The following is a 20,089-nucleotide window of genomic DNA, read 5'->3' as shown; positions in this document are numbered from 1 at the left end:
TCCACTCCTTCCACCACGCGCTCACGCCATTCTCACATGGGCGTGTCTGCCACAAGGATTCGGGAGTCCTTCGCCCACACCGTGTACAGGTCCGCGAGTATCCCGCGATTTGCCGACTCCAGTTCCCCTGCGGAAATTTCCACGCCATCCTGGCTGCCGAACAGCACCACCTCGTCACCTGGCCGCGCCTCCGGCACTGCGGAGACGTCGATCACCATGGAATTCATGGAGATCGCATCAACAACCGGCACCCGCTGGCCCCGCACCACCACGGATCCGCCCACGCCAAGTGCACGCCGGTATCCGTCGCCGTACCCCGCCGTGACGGTGGCCAGCTTTGAATCCGATTGCAGGGTATGAGTGTGGCCGTAGCCTACCCTGCTTCCCGCCGGATAATGGTTCACGGATCCGATCCGCGCCTTGAAGGCCAGGCAGCGCCGGAACCCCGGGTGGCTTGGGTCCGAATCGCCGTATAGAACGGCCCCTGTCCGCACCATGTCCAACCAGGTTGCCGGCGCATTCAGCGTGGCAAACGAATTCGCTGCATGAAGCAGAACCTGGCTGCGGGGCACCTCTGTCAATCGCAAAACGGACATGGCCTCGGCCTTGAAGCGCGAAAGCCCTTGCTCAATGTGTTCAACATCGTCCAAGGGGAAATGCGTCATGATCCCAGCGAGCTCCAGCTGCGGATGGCCAACTACTGCCACGGCACTTGCCCGGCCCAGCGGCGACGATACGTCCAGGCTGTGCCTGCTCATGCCGGAGGAGTTGATGTCCAGGTGGATCCTGATCTTCCGTCCGGTCTCGGCGGCAATCCGGCTCATTTCCCAAGCACTCTGAGGATCCGCCACAAGTTCTTCCACATCATGGGCCATGGCCGCGGCTATTTCCTGGGGCGCAGCAGCGCGGACCCGCAACAACCTCCCTGTGTAGCCATTGGCGCGAGCCGCCTCTGCTTCGGAATTCGAGCCCACACCGATGTACGGCACGTCAAGGCGCACCAGGAAAGGAATCAGGAGGCCGGCCCCGTGGCCGTACGCATCGGACTTGAGCACGGCGCAGAGCATGGCCCGGTCCTGCAGGATTCCCAGCACTGTCCGGACATTGGACTCGAAGGCGTTGCCGTTGATTTCGAGCCAGCTGGCAAGGTTTTCGATCCTTGGCTGGTGGTTCACGACCTGCATCGTCAATTCCCCCGAATCAGCACCTTGCGGCCGGGCCAAGGACCCGGCCGCAAGGCTCAGTGGATGTGGATTCACGACGCCGGACTGGACTTCGCCGGGCGGCGGTACCGGAAGTGGAAGTAGGCGTAGCAAGCCCCGACAAAAGGAATACCAAAGTACAGGGCGGCGACCTGCTGTGGGTCAAACGCAATGCCCACCAGCGAAAACAAGCAGAGCGCGAAGGCCAGGATCGGGACCAACGGGAAGAGGGGTGCCTTGTAGGCGAGGTCCTTCACGCTTCCGCCGTTGCGCACAAAGGCCCGGCGGTGGAAGAAGTGGGACGCAGTGATGGACATCCACACGCCGACGACCGCGAAACCGGCCACGGAGACCAAGGCGAGGTACACGGTTTCCGGTGCAACCACGCTGCTGATCAGCGATGCAAGGCCGCCAACCATGCTGACCGAGAGAGCTACAAGCGGTATGCCCCGGCGGGTGAGCCTTTTCAAGGCCTTCGGCGCATGTCCCTCGTCTGCCAAGGAGTAGAGCATCCGGGCACAGGAGAATAATCCGCTGTTCCCGGCCGACAGCAGGGCCGTGATGATGACGAAGTTCATGATGTCAGCGGCGTAGGGAATTCCAACGGACGAGAACACTGTCACGAAGGGGCTCTCGTCCAGTCCCACCTGGTCAAACGGGACGGTTGCGGCAATGACCGCGATGGCACCAACAAAGAAGATCAGCAGCCGGACGACGGTGCTGCGCATGGCCTTGGGAATGTTCCGCGCGGGATCAGTTGTCTCCCCGGCCGCCACGCCAATGAGTTCAGATCCGGAGAAGGCGTAGAAGACCGCCAGGGCTGTCACCAGGACTCCGGTAAAGCCGTTGGGGAACAATCCCCCGGAGGTGTTGAAGTTCTCAAGCAGGAAGGGATGGTTGCCGGAATCGGAGAGGGGATGGAATCCAAAAAGGGCTGCGCCACCCAACACGATCAGGGCAATGATCGCGCCCACTTTGATGATGGCGAACCAGAACTCGGATTCCCCGAAGAACTTGGAAGATACGGCATTGAATCCGAACAGGATGGCCGCGAAGACAAGGCACCACACCCACACCTCGACGTCCGGAAACCAGCGCTGCATGAGGAGCCCTGATGCCGTGAATTCCGAGCCGATGGCCACTGCCCAGCAGAGCCAGTAGAGCCAAGCCGTGGCAAAGCCGGTGGCTGGGCCGATGGATCGGGACGCGTAAATGTGGAAGGCACCTGAGACGGGGTAGGCGATGGCCAACTCGCCAAGGCATGCCATCACGAGGTAGACCACGAATGCACCCACCAAGTAGGCGATGACAGCCCCGAGGGGACCGGCCTGGGAGATCGTGTAGCCGGAGCTCAGGAACAAACCGGATCCAATGACACCTCCCATCGCGATCATGATGAGGTGTCGTGGCCCCATCGATCGGCGCAGTCCGGTTTCGGCCGGAGCGTCGAGCGCCTCAGGTTGATGGTCAAGTTGCACGGGTGCTGAAGATTCCATGTGGTGTCTCCGGGATATGAGTCGGATGCGAACGGTACGCCTTGAAGTCCGGGGTCGGGGTGCCGGGATGGCGTTTGTAGTGATGAAGGTAACACAGAATCACGCTGAGTGGTCATTAAAAACATTTGTTAATGCGTATAGCGCACATAGATCCCGCCCGAGGCCGCAGTCAGATCGGCAGTCAAATGGTCAGATTGCCCATTCTTTAGGGCGATTCAGCATGGCTGGACGGACATCAGGGGCCCGCAGGATGGAAGCATCACCCCTCCACCTACCTGAGGAGCACCATGAAAACCTACGACCTCGCACTGATCGGCTTTGGCGGCGTCAACCGGACCCTCGCCGAAATCATCGCCACCCGCGGAGATGCCCTCCGCTCGGAGCTGGGATTCGGCCTCAGGGTTGTGGCCATCACCGATCTCCGGCTCGGCTCCCTGGTCCAGGCCGAAGGCATCGACATTGAGATGGCACTCAACCTTGGCGCCAACGAAACGTTTGCAGACCACGGCGGCTCCCGGGACACCAACAACGAAGCCGTGATCCGTTCCTGCACGGCAGATATCGTCTGCGAAGCCACCTTCACAAATCCCGACGACGGCGAACCCGCCGTTTCGCACGTCCGCTGGGCCCTGGAATCAGGCAAAAGCGTCTGCACAACCAACAAGGGACCCGTCGCACTACGAGGCCCTGAACTTGCTGCGCTGGCCGCCAGCAATGGGGTCCACTTCGAATTCGAAGGCGCAGTCATGAGTGGCACCCCCGTCATCCGCCTCGCCAAGAAGATGTTTGCCGGCCTGAAGATAGACGGCTTCGAAGGAATCCTGAACGGAACCAGCAACTACGTGCTCGGGCGCATGGAATCAGGCCTGGACCTGGATGCCGCTATTCGGGAAGCCCAGAACCTGGGGTACGCAGAAGCCAACCCTGCGGCAGACATCGAGGGCTACGACGTCCGGCTCAAAGTGCTCATCCTGGCCAACCAACTGCTCGGGGCAGACATCACCTTGCAGGACGTCTCCTGCGAGGGCATCTCCTCCCTTAGCCGCGATGACATTGAACATGCTGCCAGCCAAGGACTCCGCTGGAAGCTCATCGGCTCCGCGAAGAGGTCCGCGAACGGGGCAGTGACAGCCGGCGTGAAGGCCGTTGCTGTGCCCTTGGCCCATGAACTTGCCGGAATCTCCGGCGCCACCAACGCGGTTTCGTTCAACACCGATCTTTTGGGCCCTGTGATGGTTTCCGGGCCCGGGGCCGGACGCGTCGAAACTGCATACGCCTTGCTCTCTGACATCATCGCCATGCACCACACCTCGGAGGTTCTCTCCCATGCCTAAGTCCGCACCCAGCACCGTTGAGGCATCAGCCCTGCCGATGTTCCAGAATGTCACCAGCCCCTACGACCAGCGCGTTGTTGGCGCCGTTCCGCTGACCGATGCCACCGCCGTCGACAGTGTCCTGGACGCTGCCCGTGCGGGTGCCAAAGTGGCAGCGGAACTGTCCCGGGACGCGCGCGGAAAAATACTCGACCGGGCCGCCAACCTGGTGGAAGACCGTCGGGAGCTCTTTGCCGAAACCATCGTCGCTGAGGCCGGCAAGACCATAAGGCAGGCCCGCAAGGAGGTTCTCCGTGCAATCAACACACTGCGGCTGTCGGCGGCAGAAACGCGCCGCAATGCCGGTGAAGTCATTCCTTTCGACGCCTACGAAGGATCGGAGGACCGACTCGGCTGGTTCTCCCGCGAGCCGTTGGGCATCATCCTTGCAATCACGCCCTTCAACGACCCCCTCAACCTTGTAGCCCACAAGATCGGGCCTGCCATCGCAGGCGGAAATTCCGTTATTCTCAAGCCCTCGGCCCTTACGCCCCTTTCGGCTCAGCTGCTCACCGAGGCACTCCTGGAGGCCGGACTCCCGCAGGAAGTCCTCACAGTTGTTCATGGGGACCGAGACATTGCCCAGAAGATCATCGCTGCCCGGGACGTGCGCATGGTGTCATTTACCGGCGGCTTCTCCACCGGAGAGGCCATCGCCTCGACAGCCGGACTCAAGAAGCTCTCCATGGACCTGGGCGGCAACGCACCGGTCATCATCATGGCGGACGCAGACCTCCAGGAAGCGGTGGCGTCCTGCGTTTCCGGTGCGTTCTGGGCCGCCGGACAGAACTGCGTCGGTGTTCAGAGGATCCTGGTAGACAAGCTTGTCTACGCCGAATTCCGGGAGCTCTTCATCGCCGCGACCAAGGAACTGGTGGTTGGCGACCCGTCCGACGAACTGACGGACGTGGGACCCATGATCACCCCACGGTCCCTGCAGGATGTCCAGGTGAAAGTCCACGAGGCACTGGAGCGCGGCGCAGTTGTCCTGGCAGGCAACGTGGCTACGGGGAACATCCTCCACCCCACGGTTCTTGAGGAGGTGCCGGAAGACAGCCGGTTGTGGTCTGAGGAAGTATTCGGCCCTCTGGTGATGCTCCGCCCTGTGGACAGCCTCGAGGAAGCGATCGGGATCGCCAACTCCATCGAGTTCAGTCTCCATGCCGGAATCTTCACTGCATCCCTCGGGGACGCGATGAAGGCAGCCAAGGAGATCCAGGCCGGTGGTGTCATGATCAACGACTCGTCGGACTACCGCTTCGACGGCATGCCCTTTGGCGGGTTCAAGTACGGAAGTCTGGGCCGTGAAGGCGTTCACTTCGCCTACGAGGAAATGACCCAGCCCAAGGTCATCTGCATCAAGAACAGCACGGCCCGGCTATGACGAATCGCCTCGAATCAGATTCCCTTGGGTCCATGCGCATACCCGCCGACGCCCTGTGGGGAGTGCACACTGCCCGGGCCCTGGACAATTTCCCCATCAGCGGGACCCCTGTCTCACGGTATCCCGGGCTGGTAGTAGCCCTGGCGCAGGTAAAACGGGCAGCGGCACGCGCCAACTCCAGCCTCGGGGTGCTGGAACCCGCCGTGGCCGACGCGATCGGCCTTGCCTGCCAGGACATCGAAGAAGGGCACCACCACCAGCACTTCTGCGTAGACATGATCCAGGGCGGCGCGGGGACCAGCACCAACATGAACGCCAACGAAGTGATCGCAAACCTGGCGCTGGAAACCATGGGGCATCCCCGTGGCAGCTACCAGCATCTGCACCCCATCGACCACGTGAACAAATGCCAGTCAACCAACGATGTCTACCCCACGGCCATCAAGCTCGCACTGATCACCGCCGTCCAGGAGCTCGACCACGAACTCGGCCACTTGACGGAGTCCATTCGGGAGAAGGGAGCAGCATTCGCCCACGTGGCCAAAATAGGGCGCACCCAACTGCAGGACGCCGTCCCCATGACGTTGGGTCAAGAGTTTGGGGCCTTCGCCGCCACGATTGAAGAAGACAGATGCAGGTTGCGGGAGTCCGCGGCGCTCATGCTCGAATGCAGTCTGGGAGCCACCGCGATCGGCACAGGGATTACTGCCGAGCCCGGTTACCGGGAGCGGGCCATTGAAGCCCTCGCCGAAATTACCGGACTGCCCCTGGTACCGGCGGCCGACCTGCTCGAGGCGACATCCGACGTCGGGGTTTTCATGCATGTGTCCGGGATGCTGAAGCGCTCCGCCATCAAGATCTCCAAAATCAGCAGCGACCTGAGGTTGCTGTCCAGCGGACCGCAAAATGGCTTCGGGGAGATCCAACTGCCACCCCGTCAGGCTGGATCTTCGATCATGCCCGGCAAGGTAAATCCGGTTATTCCCGAGACCCTGAACCAGATCGCCTTTGCTGTCGCGGGTGCGGACACCACCGTCACCATGGCCGCGGACAACGGCCAATTGCAACTAAATGCCTTTGAACCCGTCATGGCTCACGCGTTGCTGCAGGGCTTTTCCTGGCTCACCAACGGCGCGCGGATCCTCAGGACCCACTGCATCCAGGGCATCACGGCAAACGAGGACCTGCTTGGCGGGCGGGCCGCGGGATCGGCGGGTCTGGCCACCGCGCTGATACCCGCCCTGGGCTACGCCGCCGCGGCGGAGGTGGCCAACAGGGCGCTGACGGGACGCGTAACGGTGATCGACGCCGTCACGTCGATGGGACTCATGGAACGGGACGCTGCCGCACTGATTCTGGAGGGAGCGTCCACGCGTGCACGCTGAGTTACTGCGACACCCGCCGGATCACATTCGATAACGTCATGGCCGTGACGGTGTCCGTGACACCGGGGAGGGAAGAAATCTGTTCCCAGATTTCCTGCACCCTGCCGTGGGAGCGGGCTTCGACGCGAACCATCAAATCAAAGTCACCGCTGAGGACATCACAGAGAACGACTTCGGGGATCGCCCTGAGCTCACTCAGGACATCGGCCCCCCGCATGCGGTCCTTGCGGTAAACCATCAGGAAGGCGGACACAAGATCCTGGGTCTCGGCTCCGGCGACGATGGTATAGCCCTGGATGTAACCCTGCCGCTCCATGCGCTCGATCCGCTGACGGACAGCGTTCCTGGAAAGCAGGACCTTCCCTGCCAGCTCCGCGTGCGGTACGCGGGCGTTCCTGGTGAGTTCTGAAAGGATCCTCTGATCGATGCCGTCGAGGCCCGCTCGCTCCATGAATCCCTTCCAAAAAATAACCCGCCAGGAGCCCCGAGGCTCCTGTCTTTTGACCGAAAGGCCACGAAGAAGATGATACGTCCCGAGCACCACAAACCACTCCCGGAACGCTACTCATGCGTCTTGTTCGACATGGATGGAACACTGGTGGACTCGGCCAGGGGCGTCACGGCAAGTGCGGCGGAAGCGCTGGCGTCCGTAGGAGCAACCGTCCCGGGTCCGGACCAGTTGCGCCGGTTCGTTGGCCCACCCATGATCGACTCTTTCCGGACCGTTGTGGGGCTGGACGAGGACCGGGCGAACGCAGCACTGCAACACTATCGGGTCGCCTACGCCAAGGCCGGAGCGCTCCAGGCCCGGCTCTATGAAGGCGTTGAGGGACTCCTTAAGCAGTTGCACTCACTGGGCATGCCGATGGCCGTGGCTACGTCAAAAGTGGAAGATCAAGCCATCCGACTAACCCGGCATTTCGGTGTGGACCATTACTTTACGGATGTCTGCGGCGCCTCGGATGCCTTGGAGCGGTCTCGGAAGGACGCTGTGATCGCGGAGTCGCTGCGGAGGCTCCGCTCACGCGGCGTCGACACCTCGCGGCCCGTCATGGTGGGCGACCGCATATACGACGTCGAGGGAGCGGCCACACTCGGGATGCCAACCGTTTTTGCGCTCTGGGGCTACGGTGAGCCACACGAATCCGCGAACGCCATTGCTGCAGCTTCGTCTCCCAGCGGGCTCATACCGTTGCTCCAAGGAACCATGCAGCATTCGACGACGGGTCAGTAGTCCGGGTTGCTCGGCACCACAAGGCCGGTTTCGTAGGCATAGACCACGACCTGGACCCGATCCCGCAGTTGCAGCTTGCTCAGGATCCGGCGGACGTGGGTTTTGACCGTGGCCTCGGAGAGGAAGAACTTGTGGGCGATCTCCGCGTTGGACAGGCCCTCGGCGATGGTAGTGAGGATCTCGGTTTCGCGCGGGGTGAGCTCGTCCAGGAGCGGGTCACGGTGCGGGCTGGCTGAATGGCCGGGCAGGGCTCCTCCACGGACGTACGTCTCCAGGAGTCTCTGGGTCACCCGCGGGGCCACCACGGCATCGCCGCTGGCTACGAGGCGCACAGCGTGAACCAACTCAGCCGGGGCCACGTCCTTGAGCAGGAATGCCGATGCCCCGGCCTGCAGGCCGCTGAAGGCGTATTCGTCGAGATCGAAAGTGGTGAGGATGATGACCCGTGCATCCGACCCCGAACTGGAGATGCGACGCGTCGCCTCAATCCCATCCATGGCGGGCATGCGGACATCCATCAGCACAACGTCGGGCTGAAGCGCCTCAACCTGCCGGACGGCCTCCAGGCCATCCGAAGCCTCGCCCACTACCGTGAAGTCGGCTTCGCCTTCCAGGATGAGCCGGAAGCCCATCCGCAGCAGCGGCTGATCGTCCACCAGCAGCACTTTGATGATGTCACCTGTCATGATTCCCCCTTGTCGCCGTTCCAGCGGAGCTCGGCGTGGACCGCCCAGCCACCCCTTTTTCCTGGACCGGCAGTAACGATTCCAGCATAGATTCCGGCGCGTTCATTCATTCCGGCGATTCCCTGCCCAGTGCCCAGGCTGCCCGCGGATTCGCTGCCGCCGTCGCGGGTTCCGCGGCCGTCGTCGTTGACGTCGATGGTGACCAAATCGCCGTCGCGCGCCACCTGCACGTCAACCCGGCTGAGCGAGCGGCCGTATCGCAGGACGTTGGTGAGCGACTCCTGCACGATCCTGTAGACGGTGATCTGGAACGCCGGATCGGACGGCAATCCCGGACCCGTGTGCGCGTAATGCAGCGGGAGCCCGGCGGTCCGGAATCCCTCCAGGAGGTTGGCCAGGTTATGACCCGACTCCAGTGGCGAGAGGGGCGCCGGCCGTCCCGAATCGTCACGCAGTACACCCAACACGCGACGCATGTCAGCCAGGGCCGCCCGACCGGTCCGCGACAGTTCGTTCAGGACTTCGCCCGCCCGTTCCGGGTCTTTCTTGACCACTACGGCTGCGCCGTCGGACAGGCTGATCATCACCGTCAGGGAGTGGGCCACGACGTCGTGCATCTCGCGCGCTATCCGGTTTCGTTCAGTAACTTTGCCCAGCTGGGTGGTCCTTGCAGCCCAGGCGGCAATCTCTCCCTCATGTTCCCTGCGTTGGCGCACTGAAATGCCGATCCCGGTAGCCAGGAGGTTGGAGAGCATGATGGTTATTGCCGTGGCAATGTTGTTGATCAGGTGGAAGTTCTCGGGGACTTCCTGCAGCGTGTTCATCTGGCTCGGACTTGTCCACATGAACAGGTAAAGCAGGCTGAGCGGCAGGCTGGCAACGGCAAAAACCACCAGCGCAACCGCCCGGCGCTTGAGCGATGCCAGCGCATAAAGGGCAAACCATAGCCCCACCGAGACGTTCGAGCCCCACGGGTTCACGATGGCTGCCGCAACTTCCAGGAGCGCGACGGCGGCTACCACCGGCATGGGGTAACGTCGCCTGAAGACCAAGGCCACGGCGATCATCAGCAGCAGCGCCACCACGAACCATTTGGAGTCGATGACCGAGGTGATGATGGTGGGCAGGGCAAGCAACACGTAGCAGAGCACCACCACGGCATCCATCGCCAGTGGGTGCTTGTAGAAGTACCGGCGGAGCCTGCCCCTGCGGCGCTGGGCGATTTCAGCGAAGGACGCGTCAGCCAGGGTGGCCGACGCGTCCTTCGCCTGCAGAGCTTCAGTCATGGATCGAGCCTAGACGTCCCGCTTCTTCAGCAGGATCATCGCCAAGGCCACCGGCACCACTACCCAAGCGCCCAGAACCAGTCCAGCCTGCCACGCCTCAAGCGTGTCCGGGACGTGCTCGACGGCGGTCAGCGGGCTGATGGTGTTGCCGGGAAGGTACTTGCTGGCCTCTTTGAAGAAATCGCCGGGGATCAGCTGGAAGGCGATGGGCGCCACGAAGAACAGTCCCACCAGGCTCATGATGCCGCCGGCGGAGTTCCGGACCAGGGTGCCAAGGGCCATGCCGATGGCTGCCACGGCCGCCACGTAGATGCTGTTGACCAGCAGGAGCTTGACCGATTGCGAGCTGCCGAGGTCAAGTTTGAGATCGTAGTTGTTCAGGATGGGCAGCGCCACAAGTCCGGCAACGTAGGTCGCCACTGCGGTGAGGACGAAAGCGCTCACCATCACCACAATGAGCTTTGCCAGGAACGGCGACAACCGCCGGGGTACGGCTGCGAAGGTGGAGCGCGCCATGCCCGTGGTGAATTCGGAGCTCATGAGCAGCACGCCCAGGGAACCAAGAATCAACTGGGCAAACACGATGCCGGACGTAGGTACCGTGACAGCCAGGTCCCCACCCTGCGCGGCGATCGCTGCAGCGGCCTGGGGATCCTCCGCCGCCTGCCTGGTGATTTGGCCGGTTCCCCACGCGCCGAGGGCGGAGAAGCCCACCATCACCACGGCGGTGGAAGCCAGCAGGATCAGCGTGGACATCAGGGTACGGAACTTGATGAATTCGGAGTTCAGGACGCGGTGGAAGGCCGGTCCCGGACCCACGGAGTTGCGGATGGACTTACGGTCCAAAGTGGTGGTGCTCATGTCTATTTCCCTCCGGCCTGAGCGGGAACCGAGGCCCCGGTGGTGATGTGCGAGTGGTATTCGACCTCGTCCTTGGTCAGTTCCATGTAAGCCTCTTCCAGGCTCGCCTGGAGCGGGGTCAGCTCATAGACCATGACCTGGTTGTCCAGGGCCGCCCGGGCGATCCCACGGGGATCCAGGCCGGAAACTTCCAGGAGCTCGCGTTCGTGGACTTCCACGGAGACTCCGGTTCCGGCGAGCAGCTGCATGAGCCGTTCCGGCTGGTCGGTGCGGACACGTGTCCGTACCTGGCCCTTGCCCGAGATGATGTCGGCGATGGGGGCGTCGGCAATGATTTTGCCGCGGCCGATGACGATCAGGTGGTCTGCCGTGAGCGCCATTTCACTCATGAGGTGGCTGGACAGGAAGACTGTGCGGCCTTCCGAGGCCAGGTACTTGACCAGATTGCGGACCCAGACCACACCTTCAGGATCGAGGCCATTCACCGGCTCATCCAGGATGATGGTCTGCGGATCGCCCAGCAGCGCGGCGGCGATCCCGAGGCGCTGACCCATTCCGAGCGAGAAGCCTTTGACCTTCTTCTTGGCAACGTCACCCAAACCGGTCATTTCGATGACTTCGCGCACCCGGCTTTTCGGAATGCTGTGCGTCGCGGCCATCGCAAGCAGGTGGTTGTAGGCGGTGCGGCTGGTGTGGACTGCCTTGGCGTCCAGGAGGGCACCGATCTCGCGCAATGGTGCCTTGTGCTGTACGAACGGCTCACCGTTCACCGTCACGGAACCCGACGTCGGAGCATCCAGTCCCATGATCATGCGCATGGTGGTGGACTTGCCGGCACCGTTCGGGCCCAGGAAGCCCGTCACACGTCCGGCCTGGACAGTGAAACTGACACCGCCGACGGCGGTCTTCTCGCCGTAGACCTTGGTCAGGCCTTTTGCTTCGATCATGGAAGCGTTCCCTCCTCGGAGCACAACACTTGTGTGCAGATGAGTTTTGAATGTACTCACCACGCTACTCACGAAGGGAGCGCAAATCGCCTGTCTCAGGGATGATTCAGGGTCCAGTCAGGGTAGTCCTCCCGGATGACTCCTGACAGCGCTACTCTGCAGGCAGCGGTGAGTACACCCGGAGTTCCCGCTGCTTGACGCTGAACGTGGCGCTGCGAACGCCCGGTTTGGGTTCGCCATCAACCGCCAGGACCAGCGGCTGTCCAATTGCTTCCACGGTGACCTCGGTGGCTTCGGTGAGGTGGGTGACCTTTGAGGCGGAGACTGTGCCGGTCACGACCGCCCACAGCAGTCGCGCCCGGGCGAAGGGCTCGTCCGCTGTGATCATCCGCAGGTCGAATACCCCGTCATCCAGAACCGGCCTGCGAAGTGGTGCATGGTCCCTGGGGTAGAACCTTCCCCGGCCCATGTAGAGAATCCAGAGCTTGTGTTTCACGCCGTCCACAGTGAGGGTGGTTGGCGAGTTCACGCCGAACGTGCGCAGTGACGCCACCACACCGGCCAAGGGCTTTCCCATGGCCGGTTCGAGCCGCTCCCTGCGGCGCACAAGGTTGGGATAGACGCCTACGCTGGCGGTGTTCAGCATGGCCACCTCGGAGGTCTCCGGCGTGTCGGGCAAGCCGCGCTGGACCATCACGTGCCCCAGGTCGACGGCCGCTGCCTGCCCTTTGGTCACGGCTTCAAGGGCGTCATCGATCGAGCTGGTTCCGAGGTCCCTGGCGAAGTGGTTCAGGGTTCCGCCAGGGAGTACCAGGAGTGGGAGTGAATGCTCGACGGCGACAGCGGCCGCAGTGCCCACCGTTCCGTCTCCGCCCCAGACACCCAGCGCTACGGTACCGGGCCGGGTGGCCGCGGCTTCCATCTCGGCAGCTATGTCCTCACCTTCGGAAATTTCCTGTATATAAGCTTTGGGGAATATTTCCCTTAGGAGTTCTCCCGTTTCAGGGGTGTACGAACCGCCCATGACGTTGACCCCGATGCTGAGCCCTTCGCCGTCGCTGATTGCGGGGGCCTCAACCGGCGTGCGGTGGGGGGTCGGTTCGGCAGGCCGCGCCGGCCACCATTTGCGGGTTGCCCATGCGGCGCCTGCCCCCAAGGCGGAACCCAGGACCACATCGGAGGGCCAGTGGGCACCTGTGTGAACGCGGGAGTACGCCACCCCTGCTGCGATCGGGGCCAAGCCAAGTCCAATGGCAGGAGACACAATGCCGGCACCGACAGCGAAGGCTACCGCGGACGCGGAGTGGCCGGACGGCATCGATGAACTGGTCGGCTGCGGGTTCACAAAACGGAAGAGCGGCAGGTGCTCAGGAAGCGGGCGCCTCCGGGGGAGTAGCCGCTTGAAGATCACGTTGGTGACGCCGGAAGCAACGCCCAAGGCAAGCACGCCATGAAGGGCTGCCCTGCGTGGTTTACCGGGAAACGCGGCCATGACTCCCGCAATACCAAACCACAGCTTGCCCTTGGTCGCCGCCGCTGAGAGCCGCCGGAAGAAGACGTCGTGATCGCCTTGGGGTTGCCGGGACACAGCCCCCACCAGGAAGCGGTCCAACAGTGCCACCTTTTTGGGGCCTTTGCCCACGAAGCCTCGCATCCCAACACACTAACGCCCGATCCACCCGAAAGGGGAACGGCGCGATGACTACCATTAGGCATGATTCGTGTCCTTCACCCACGCGAGCGGCCGGGCTGGCAACCGGCCCTCACTGGCGCCCTTCTCTTCAGCGCCTTCACCGTCCTTGGGATCATGCTCATGGTTGGGCACGCTGAGCCCATTTTTAAGCCCGTGGACGTCTGGTGGCAGGCCTTCGTCTCGACGCTTCACTCGCCGTTTTGGGACGGACTCAACGCCTTCCTCAACAGCATCGGGTATGTAGGCATGTTGGTGCTCCACGCGCTGTTGGCCGCAGCACTCCTGGTATGGCGCCGGCCGCTGACGGCCACTTTCGCCCTGACCTCAGGAGTGGCTGCGCTGGCACTCACCCAACTGGCCAAGGTCCTGGTGGGCAGGCAGCGGCCGGAGGGCGCCAGGGTCCTGACAGATACGGGTTCATACCCTTCCGGGCATGTATCGGCAACCACCACGTTCCTGGTGGTTGTGGTGATCCTGCTCGGACGCTGGTGGGTGACCCTGCTGGCAATGATTGGGGTGATCGCCATGATGATCAGCCGGACCTACCTCTCCGCCCACTGGCTCAGTGATGTGCTTGGTGCAGCCTGCTTGGCCTCTGGGGTGGTGCTCCTTTTGTGGTGGCGGTTCGGCCGTTCATGCATTGCCGAGAATGCAGGATCGGACGGGAAAGCTATTTGGTCCGCAGGGGCTTTGCGACGCCAGCCAGGAGCAGGGCAAGCAGAATAGGTGCTCCGATGGCCAGAAGGGCCAGATGGATTCCCGTATGGTCGCCGAGGTAACCAAGGAGCGGTGGTCCGGCGAGGAATGCGACGTACCCGATGGTGGACACCACGGAAACACGGGCGGCGGCATGCTTGGGGTCGTCAGCTGCCGCGGACATTCCCATGGGGAAGGCCAGTGCCGCACCGACACCCCACAACGCCGCCCCGACGCCTGCGAGAAACACGTTGTCCGCGAAAACAAACAACGCCAGGCCTGCTGCGGCTGCAGCCATGCTTGCACGAAGGACAGCAACCCGGCCGAATTTGTCGATCGCTTTCCCGCCGAGGAACCGCATCAGTGTCATTGCCGCCACGAAGAGGGCGAAGAGGAGTGCTCCGGTTGATTCGGTAGCTCCCAGACCGTCCACGGTTGCCTTGGCGATCCAGTCGTTGCCGGCGCCTTCGGTCAGCGTCGCACCCAGGACCACGATGCCTATGAGCAGCGTCCTGCCATCCCGCCAAGCCGAGGGTCCCTTCTCAAGGGGAGCGCCGTCGTCGTGCGTTTCCGCGACCTCGTGCGGCAGGAAGAACTTGGGGACCGTCAGCGCGAGGGCGACGGCGATGGCCGCGATAACCAGCAGATGTTCCGGAAGCCCGACACCCAGCTTCGACAAACCTGCCCCAATCAACGCCCCCACGAACGCACCGCCGCTGAAGGCGGCATGGAACTGGGGCATGATGGTGCGCTTGAGCCTGTGCTCGACATCTGCGCCCTCGATGTTCTGGGCGACATCCCACAGGCCGATTCCAATTCCGAAGAAGAACAGCGCAATGGCGGTTGCCGGGACTGAGGCGGCCATCAGCGAGAAAGCAATGGCTGCTCCCGCGGCGCCAGCCACGATGCCGGCCACCCGGACCGTGTTCGCTGTCCCGATCCTGCCAACCACCCAGCCCGCGGAGGGCAGCGCAAGCAAAGATCCGACGGCGGTGCAGAGCAGCAAGGTGCCCATTTGACCCGATGTGAGGCTGAGGGCTTCGGTAACGGCCGGAATGCGGGCGGCCCAACTGGCAAAGACCAGGCCGTTCATGCCGAAGATCAGGAACGTCGCCACCGCGGCGGCGTTGACGCTTTTGGAGCTTTTGATGCTGGTGGTCATGCAATCACAACTTCCACGGAGAGTTTGTTGAGCCGGGCAAGATCTTCGGGGGATGGTGCAAGGTCTGTGACGATGACGTCCACGGTGTCCATGGCGGCAACCAAGGCCACGGCGCTGGCATTCCATTTGCTGCCGGCTGATGCCACGATCACACGCGCCGCCGACTCCAGGCCGGCACGCTTCACGGCCGCATCGTCAAGGTCGTGGGCCAGGAGCCCGTCCTTGAGGTTGAGGGCACACGGGGTTACGACGGCGGTGTCGAACCTCAGCGAGCGGATGTTGGCTTCCGTCATGGGTCCCCGAAAGGATTGCTCACCCGGGACGAGGCTGCCGCCGGGGAGGATGAGCCCGGGTGAGCGCCCACCCTTGACGCTGGTCAGGGCATCAACGCCGTGAAGGGACATGGGCATGACAGTGAGCTCGCGCGTGCTGAGGCTGCGTGCGATCTCCGTGGCTGTCGAGCCGCTGTCCAGCCACACGTGCTCCCTGTCCCTCAGGAGTGCGTCCACTGCTGCAGCGATGCGGATTTTGGCGTCGTGGTCTTCCAGTTCGCGTTGCCCGTAACCGGGGTTGTCTCCGCGCGCCAGCAAGCTGCGGGCTCCGCCGTGGACGCGCTTTAGGACACCGTTGGCTGCGAGGATCTCCAGGTCGCGGCGGATCGTGGCGCCCGACGCCCCTGTGGCCTCCACGAGCTCATCGACTGTGGCTTCTTCGCGTGTGCGGAGCAGTTCGCCAATGAGGCGGTGGCGGTCGGCAGTTCCCATCCATCAACCGTAGCAAGGAGTGCGCATTTAATCACCCCGAGCGATCATTTGAACAGAAACGCTCCATCACATCCCACCCGTTAAACCCGAACGCTCCTGCAGCTGCTGCAGGAGCGTTCGGGTGAAGGGGGCGGGATGTGAGAGAGCGTCCGGGGTCAGCGGGCCCGCTCTACGCGCTTCTCGTCCCACACGGGTTCCTCGGACTCGTAGACCTTGCCGTCCGAACCAAAAATGAGGAAGCGGTCAAAGGACTTGGCGAACCAGCGGTCGTGCGTCACGGCGAGGACCGTTCCCTCGAAAGCATCGATGGCCCGCTCCAAGGCTTCCCCGGAATGCAGGTCCAGGTTGTCCGTAGGCTCGTCGAGCAGCAGGAGCGTGGCACCAGAGAGCTGCAGGAGCAGGATCTGGAAACGTGCTTGCTGGCCACCGGAGAGTGACTCGTACTTCTGCTCGGACTGGCCGGCCAAACCGTAGGAGTCCAAAGCTCCGGCAGCTGCTTCACGTGGAAGTCCGCTCCGGTGCTCGTCGCCGCGGTGCAGGATCTCCAGCAAGGTCCGGCCCAGGAGGTCAGGGCGGACATGTGTCTGCGCGAAGAAACCCGGGCGGATTCGGGCGCCGAGTTTCACCACGCCCTCGTGCGGGACCTCAGCGATGACGACGTCGGACACCGGCAGGTGTTCCCGCTCCGGATCCGTGCCACCGGTGGCGAGCAGGCGGAGGAAGTGGCTTTTGCCCGAACCATTGGAGCCCAGGACACCCACACGGTCTCCGAACCAGATCTCCGTGGAGAACGGCTTCATCAGTCCGGTCAGCTCAAGCTTCTCGGCCACGACTGCGCGCTTGGCGGTACGCCCACCCTTGAGGCGCATCTTGACGTTCTGCTCGATCGGCAGGGCTTCGGGCGGGCCAGCCTCAAGGAACTTAGCCAGACGGGTCTGCGCTGCCTGGTACCTGTTGGCCATGTCAGAGCGGAAAGCAGCCTTGTTCTTGTACATGTTGACGAGTTCCTTGAGCTTGATGTGCTCCTCGTCCCAACGCTTCCGCAGTTCCTCGAAACGCGCATTGCGGTCTGCCCGGGCCTCGACATAGGAGCCGAAACCTCCGCCGTGGATCCAGGCACCCGCACCGTTGATGCCCGGTTCGAGCGTGACGATGCGCCCGGCGGCGTTGTTGAGCAGCTCGCGGTCGTGGCTGATGAACAGCACGGTCTTCTTGGACTCGTTGAGCTTGCTTTCCAACCAGCGCTTGCCAGGCACGTCCAGGTAATTGTCAGGCTCATCGAGGAGCAGCAATTCATCAGGCCCGGCAAACAGTGCTTCGAGGACAAGGCGCTTCTGCTCGCCGCCGGACAGGGTAGAGGCCCGCCGGAACTGGGCTTTGTCGAAGGAAATCCCCAGGGCGGCCATGCAGACTTCGTCCCAGACGGTCTCCACGTCGTATCCGCCCGCGTCGCCCCAGTCGACGATCGCTTGGGCGTACTTCATTTGGGTGGGCTCGTCATCGTGTTCCATCATGGCGAGCTCGGCTTCCTCCACGGCCTTGGCCGCGGCCGCGAGACCTGCTTGTGCGGTAGAGACCAGGAGGTCGCGGACAGTGGATTCATCGCGGACCTGGCCCACGAACTGGCGCATGATGCCCATGTTCCCGGACCGGCCCACGGCTCCCTCATCCGGTGTGAGATCGCCGGAGATGATCTTGAACAGCGTGGTCTTGCCCGTTCCGTTGGGTCCGATCAACGCAGTCTTGGTGCCGTCGGGCACCTTGAACGTCACCCCGTTAAGCAGTTGGGTGCCGTCGGAGAGGAAGTAGTCAATGCCTGAAACGTCAATATGGGCCACGTTTCAATCCTCCCACGGCACGGTATTAACGCTCGACGGCGGCCTGCCGCCGTCGAGCGTTAACCGTGTCAGCCTGCTGCGGTGAGGAAGGACTTCAAGAGCGGCCCGCTGGTGGTAGCACCAAGCCCACCGTCCTCCACGAACACCGCGACGGCCAGGTCACCGTGCGTGGCCACGATCCACGCGTGCGTCTTGGGCGGATCCTCGTTGCCGAATTCCGCCGTGCCCGTCTTGGCCCCGACCGGGAGGCCGGGCACCTGTGCCAGGAAGCCGGCGTGCCCGGAGGTCACCACGGCACGCATCATGTCCGCCAACGAAGCGGCTTCTTCCTTGGTAATCGGCTTGGTGGATGCCGGGGACGCAGGGAGTGCACTGGCCGTGGTGGAATCCGGCGACGGCGATGCGCTGCCACTTTCGGTCGGGGAAGCACTGGCACTGGGGTTCTGGGCAGCATCAGCGTTGAGGACCAGTTGGGGTGACACGGGAGCGCCGTTGGCCACGGAAGCAGCCATGACAGCGGCTGAGAGCGGCGAGAAAAGTACCTTGCCTTGGCCGATCATGGAGGCGGCGTGCTCAGTGCCTTCAGCAGCACCGGGAACCGATCCCAGAAAAGCGTCGGCGCCAAGCTTGGGGGCTTCCACGGCGACTCCGAGGGCCTGGGCAGCCGACTCGAGTTGGTCCTGGCTGACGGTATCGCGGGCATTGATGAAGGCTGTGTTGCACGAGTGCGCGAAGGCCTCCCGCAAGGCAACGGTGCCCAGCGAACCGGCCGGGTACCCTTCGGCGTTCTTGAAGGTGCGCCCATCAACGGTGACCGTCGGAGTGCACTCCACCTTGGAATCGGGCGTGGCACCGTTCCGGAACATCGCCAGCGAATCAACGATCTTGAACGTTGAGCCCGGTGCGTACTGTCCCAACATGGCGGTGTTGTACCCGTTGCTGCCCGGTCCTGAGGCGGCGGCGAGAACGGCACCGGTTGAGGGTTTCAGCGCAACGATAGCCGAGGCCGGCCCAACTTTAGCCAGCGTGTCCTCGGCCAATTGCTGGAGTTTCAGGTCGAGCGTGGTCTTGAGGGTGGTGCCCGGTGCGGGGAGGGACGAGAAGAACACTTTGGTAGCGGGGGTTTCACCCTGGGACTTGGCGCTGGCGATGACCTCCACGCCGTCCTTGCCGCGCAGCAGGGAGTCGTACTTCTGCTGCAGGCCCCCGGTTCCGGTGGTGTCCCCGGCACGCAGCGCGCCGTTGGACTTCTCGATCTGCTCTGCGCTGGCTTGACCGACGCTGCCCAAAAGAGCACGGGCGAAGGTCCTTGTGGGAGCCAGGGCCATGGAGTCCAGGATGCTCACGCCACCCGGGATGGCGTTGATCTTGGCTTCGTTGATGTCGGCTGTGTAGGCGCGGAGGACGAGTCCCTCCACAAACGCCTGCGGGCCGGATGCAGCAACCTGCTTGGCGTACTCCTCAACGTCCAGCCCCAGCAGGGCCGCCATGGCCCGGGCCGAGGCGTCGGCTTGCTCTGCGGGAACCTTGGTCTTGTCGATGCCAACCCGGAACACGGGCCTGTCTTCAACGATCGGGGCGTCGCCGGCACCCAGGATCTGGCCGCGCTGGGCCGGAACTGTCTTAACGGAGAGGGTCTCGCCATCGGAGAGCTGTGGTGCCAGGAGGGCGGGGCTCCACTGAACCGCCCATTTTCCGGAGGACTTCTTCAGCGTGGCATCCGAGGTGTACTCCCACTTGGCAGAGCCGACGTTCCAGCTGTAGTTCAGGGGGAACGTGGCGGTATCGCCGTCGAGCTTCACGTCGCCGGACTGCACCGAGGGTTTGGCGCCGAGGCCTTCGAAGACAGCCTTGAGTTCATCGTTGGCCGCGGCAGCGTCCTTGCCCTCGACGGCGAGCGACCCGACGTCGAGCGCTTCCAAGGAAGACGCCAGCTGCTTTGCGGCACCTTCCGCGCCGGATCGGCCATCATCACAAGCGGCCAGCGAGCCAGCCATCACTAAACTGACGAGTCCAACGACAAAACCCTGCTTCTTTTTCAGTTTCCCCATTTGCGACATTATGCCCCGTTCCACCGACAGT

Annotated in this window: 17 protein-coding genes; 5 read left to right on the top strand and 12 right to left on the bottom strand. The window is 63.2% G+C overall.

What is annotated here, in order from left to right:
- Nucleotides 1–32: 32 nt before the first annotated feature.
- Complete coding sequence (alr, locus tag QRM57_RS16385) at nt 33–1,175, bottom strand: alanine racemase (protein WP_284987332.1); 1,143 nt, start codon at nt 1,173–1,175, stop codon at nt 33–35.
- A gap of 80 nt (nt 1,176–1,255) precedes the next feature.
- Nucleotides 1,256–2,698 (bottom strand): amino acid permease, encoded by a 1,443-nt coding sequence (locus QRM57_RS16380; protein ID WP_284987331.1) that lies wholly within the window; start codon nt 2,696–2,698, stop codon nt 1,256–1,258.
- A gap of 287 nt (nt 2,699–2,985) precedes the next feature.
- Between QRM57_RS16380 and QRM57_RS16375 the strand changes: the two genes are divergently transcribed.
- The 3 genes from QRM57_RS16375 to QRM57_RS16365 are packed head-to-tail and all read left to right on the top strand — an operon-like array spanning nt 2,986 to nt 6,840.
- Complete coding sequence (locus tag QRM57_RS16375) at nt 2,986–4,032, top strand: homoserine dehydrogenase (protein WP_284987330.1); 1,047 nt, start codon at nt 2,986–2,988, stop codon at nt 4,030–4,032.
- A complete protein-coding gene (locus QRM57_RS16370) occupies nt 4,025–5,455 on the top strand; it encodes an aldehyde dehydrogenase family protein (protein ID WP_284987329.1) in 1,431 nt (476 codons plus the stop codon). The genes QRM57_RS16375 and QRM57_RS16370 overlap by 8 nt, the downstream gene beginning before the upstream one ends.
- The gene (locus QRM57_RS16365; protein ID WP_284987327.1) at nt 5,452–6,840 is read left to right on the top strand and encodes an aspartate ammonia-lyase; all 1,389 of its coding nucleotides are present in this window, start codon (nt 5,452–5,454) and stop codon (nt 6,838–6,840) included. The genes QRM57_RS16370 and QRM57_RS16365 overlap by 4 nt, the downstream gene beginning before the upstream one ends.
- 1 nt (nt 6,841) lies before the next feature.
- Here the strand turns inward: QRM57_RS16365 and QRM57_RS16360 are convergent, their stop codons facing one another.
- Nucleotides 6,842–7,291 (bottom strand): Lrp/AsnC family transcriptional regulator, encoded by a 450-nt coding sequence (locus QRM57_RS16360; RefSeq protein WP_235518158.1) that lies wholly within the window; start codon nt 7,289–7,291, stop codon nt 6,842–6,844.
- Nucleotides 7,292–7,414: 123 nt separating this feature from the next.
- Here QRM57_RS16360 and QRM57_RS16355 point away from each other — a divergent pair, with 123 nt between their 5' ends.
- On the top strand, nt 7,415–8,074 hold the full coding sequence (locus tag QRM57_RS16355) for an HAD hydrolase-like protein (RefSeq protein ID WP_350309852.1): 660 nt from the start codon (nt 7,415–7,417) through the stop codon (nt 8,072–8,074).
- On the opposite strand, the gene QRM57_RS16350 is transcribed toward QRM57_RS16355, so the two are convergent.
- From QRM57_RS16350 to QRM57_RS16330, 5 genes are all read right to left on the bottom strand, one after another.
- The gene (locus tag QRM57_RS16350; RefSeq protein ID WP_235518157.1) at nt 8,068–8,760 is read right to left on the bottom strand and encodes a response regulator; all 693 of its coding nucleotides are present in this window, start codon (nt 8,758–8,760) and stop codon (nt 8,068–8,070) included. The two genes, QRM57_RS16355 and QRM57_RS16350, sit on opposite strands and share 7 nt — an antisense overlap.
- Nucleotides 8,757–10,046 carry a sensor histidine kinase gene (locus QRM57_RS16345; protein WP_284987325.1) on the bottom strand — a complete coding sequence of 430 codons (1,290 nt, stop codon included), beginning with the start codon at nt 10,044–10,046 and terminating at the stop codon, nt 8,757–8,759. The genes QRM57_RS16350 and QRM57_RS16345 overlap by 4 nt, the downstream gene beginning before the upstream one ends.
- Nucleotides 10,047–10,055: 9 nt before the next feature.
- Complete coding sequence (locus tag QRM57_RS16340; RefSeq protein ID WP_284987324.1) at nt 10,056–10,907, bottom strand: ABC transporter permease; 852 nt, start codon at nt 10,905–10,907, stop codon at nt 10,056–10,058.
- A 2-nt stretch (nt 10,908–10,909) separates the two neighbouring features.
- Nucleotides 10,910–11,854: an ABC transporter ATP-binding protein gene (locus tag QRM57_RS16335; protein ID WP_235518154.1), complete on the bottom strand. Its 945-nt coding sequence runs from the start codon at nt 11,852–11,854 to the stop codon at nt 10,910–10,912.
- A 151-nt stretch (nt 11,855–12,005) separates the two neighbouring features.
- On the bottom strand, nt 12,006–13,508 hold the full coding sequence (locus QRM57_RS16330) for a bifunctional phosphatase PAP2/diacylglycerol kinase family protein (RefSeq protein WP_284987323.1): 1,503 nt from the start codon (nt 13,506–13,508) through the stop codon (nt 12,006–12,008).
- Nucleotides 13,509–13,568: 60 nt separating this feature from the next.
- Between QRM57_RS16330 and QRM57_RS16325 the strand changes: the two genes are divergently transcribed.
- Complete coding sequence (locus tag QRM57_RS16325) at nt 13,569–14,273, top strand: phosphatase PAP2 family protein (protein ID WP_284987322.1); 705 nt, start codon at nt 13,569–13,571, stop codon at nt 14,271–14,273.
- Here QRM57_RS16325 and QRM57_RS16320 read toward each other — a convergent pair.
- The 4 genes from QRM57_RS16320 to QRM57_RS16305 all read right to left on the bottom strand — a co-directional run bounded on the left by QRM57_RS16320 (nt 14,218) and on the right by QRM57_RS16305 (nt 20,058).
- Nucleotides 14,218–15,405 (bottom strand): MFS transporter, encoded by a 1,188-nt coding sequence (locus tag QRM57_RS16320; protein WP_235518147.1) that lies wholly within the window; start codon nt 15,403–15,405, stop codon nt 14,218–14,220. The two genes, QRM57_RS16325 and QRM57_RS16320, sit on opposite strands and share 56 nt — an antisense overlap.
- Entirely contained in the window at nt 15,402–16,169 is a 768-nt protein-coding gene (locus tag QRM57_RS16315) for a DeoR/GlpR family DNA-binding transcription regulator (RefSeq protein WP_284987321.1), read from the bottom strand. Before QRM57_RS16315 ends, QRM57_RS16320 begins: the two co-directional genes overlap by 4 nt.
- Before the next feature lie 155 nt (nt 16,170–16,324).
- The gene (locus QRM57_RS16310) at nt 16,325–18,007 is read right to left on the bottom strand and encodes an ABC-F family ATP-binding cassette domain-containing protein (RefSeq protein WP_211710299.1); all 1,683 of its coding nucleotides are present in this window, start codon (nt 18,005–18,007) and stop codon (nt 16,325–16,327) included.
- Between the two features lie 68 nt (nt 18,008–18,075).
- The gene (locus tag QRM57_RS16305; RefSeq protein ID WP_502868658.1) at nt 18,076–20,058 is read right to left on the bottom strand and encodes a penicillin-binding transpeptidase domain-containing protein; all 1,983 of its coding nucleotides are present in this window, start codon (nt 20,056–20,058) and stop codon (nt 18,076–18,078) included.
- Between the last annotated feature and the right edge of the window lie 31 nt (nt 20,059–20,089).

Origin of the sequence: Arthrobacter sp. fls2-241-R2A-172 (genome assembly GCF_030208885.1) — a bacterium.
Lineage (GTDB): Bacteria > Actinomycetota > Actinomycetes > Actinomycetales > Micrococcaceae > Arthrobacter.
The sequence above is the reverse complement of the archived record's forward strand: the minus strand, read 5'-3'. Positions and strand labels throughout refer to the sequence as shown.

Excerpts from the sequence above, each read along its gene's own strand:
- QRM57_RS16330 (WP_284987323.1), bottom strand. The coding sequence starts at position 13,508 with ATGCGAGGCTTCGTGGGCAAAGGCCCCAAAAAGGTGGCACTGTTGGAC.
- QRM57_RS16340 (WP_284987324.1), bottom strand. The coding sequence starts at position 10,907 with ATGAGCACCACCACTTTGGACCGTAAGTCCATCCGCAACTCCGTGGGT.
- QRM57_RS16315 (WP_284987321.1), bottom strand. The coding sequence starts at position 16,169 with ATGGGAACTGCCGACCGCCACCGCCTCATTGGCGAACTGCTCCGCACA.
- QRM57_RS16345 (WP_284987325.1), bottom strand. The coding sequence starts at position 10,046 with ATGACTGAAGCTCTGCAGGCGAAGGACGCGTCGGCCACCCTGGCTGAC.
- QRM57_RS16335 (WP_235518154.1), bottom strand. The coding sequence starts at position 11,854 with ATGATCGAAGCAAAAGGCCTGACCAAGGTCTACGGCGAGAAGACCGCC.
- QRM57_RS16380 (WP_284987331.1), bottom strand. The coding sequence starts at position 2,698 with ATGGAATCTTCAGCACCCGTGCAACTTGACCATCAACCTGAGGCGCTC.
- QRM57_RS16305 (WP_502868658.1), bottom strand. The coding sequence starts at position 20,058 with ATGGGGAAACTGAAAAAGAAGCAGGGTTTTGTCGTTGGACTCGTCAGT.
- QRM57_RS16375 (WP_284987330.1), top strand. The coding sequence starts at position 2,986 with ATGAAAACCTACGACCTCGCACTGATCGGCTTTGGCGGCGTCAACCGG.
- QRM57_RS16350 (WP_235518157.1), bottom strand. The coding sequence starts at position 8,760 with ATGACAGGTGACATCATCAAAGTGCTGCTGGTGGACGATCAGCCGCTG.
- QRM57_RS16365 (WP_284987327.1), top strand. The coding sequence starts at position 5,452 with ATGACGAATCGCCTCGAATCAGATTCCCTTGGGTCCATGCGCATACCC.
- QRM57_RS16370 (WP_284987329.1), top strand. The coding sequence starts at position 4,025 with ATGCCTAAGTCCGCACCCAGCACCGTTGAGGCATCAGCCCTGCCGATG.
- QRM57_RS16325 (WP_284987322.1), top strand. The coding sequence starts at position 13,569 with ATGATTCGTGTCCTTCACCCACGCGAGCGGCCGGGCTGGCAACCGGCC.
- QRM57_RS16320 (WP_235518147.1), bottom strand. The coding sequence starts at position 15,405 with ATGACCACCAGCATCAAAAGCTCCAAAAGCGTCAACGCCGCCGCGGTG.
- QRM57_RS16360 (WP_235518158.1), bottom strand. The coding sequence starts at position 7,291 with ATGGAGCGAGCGGGCCTCGACGGCATCGATCAGAGGATCCTTTCAGAA.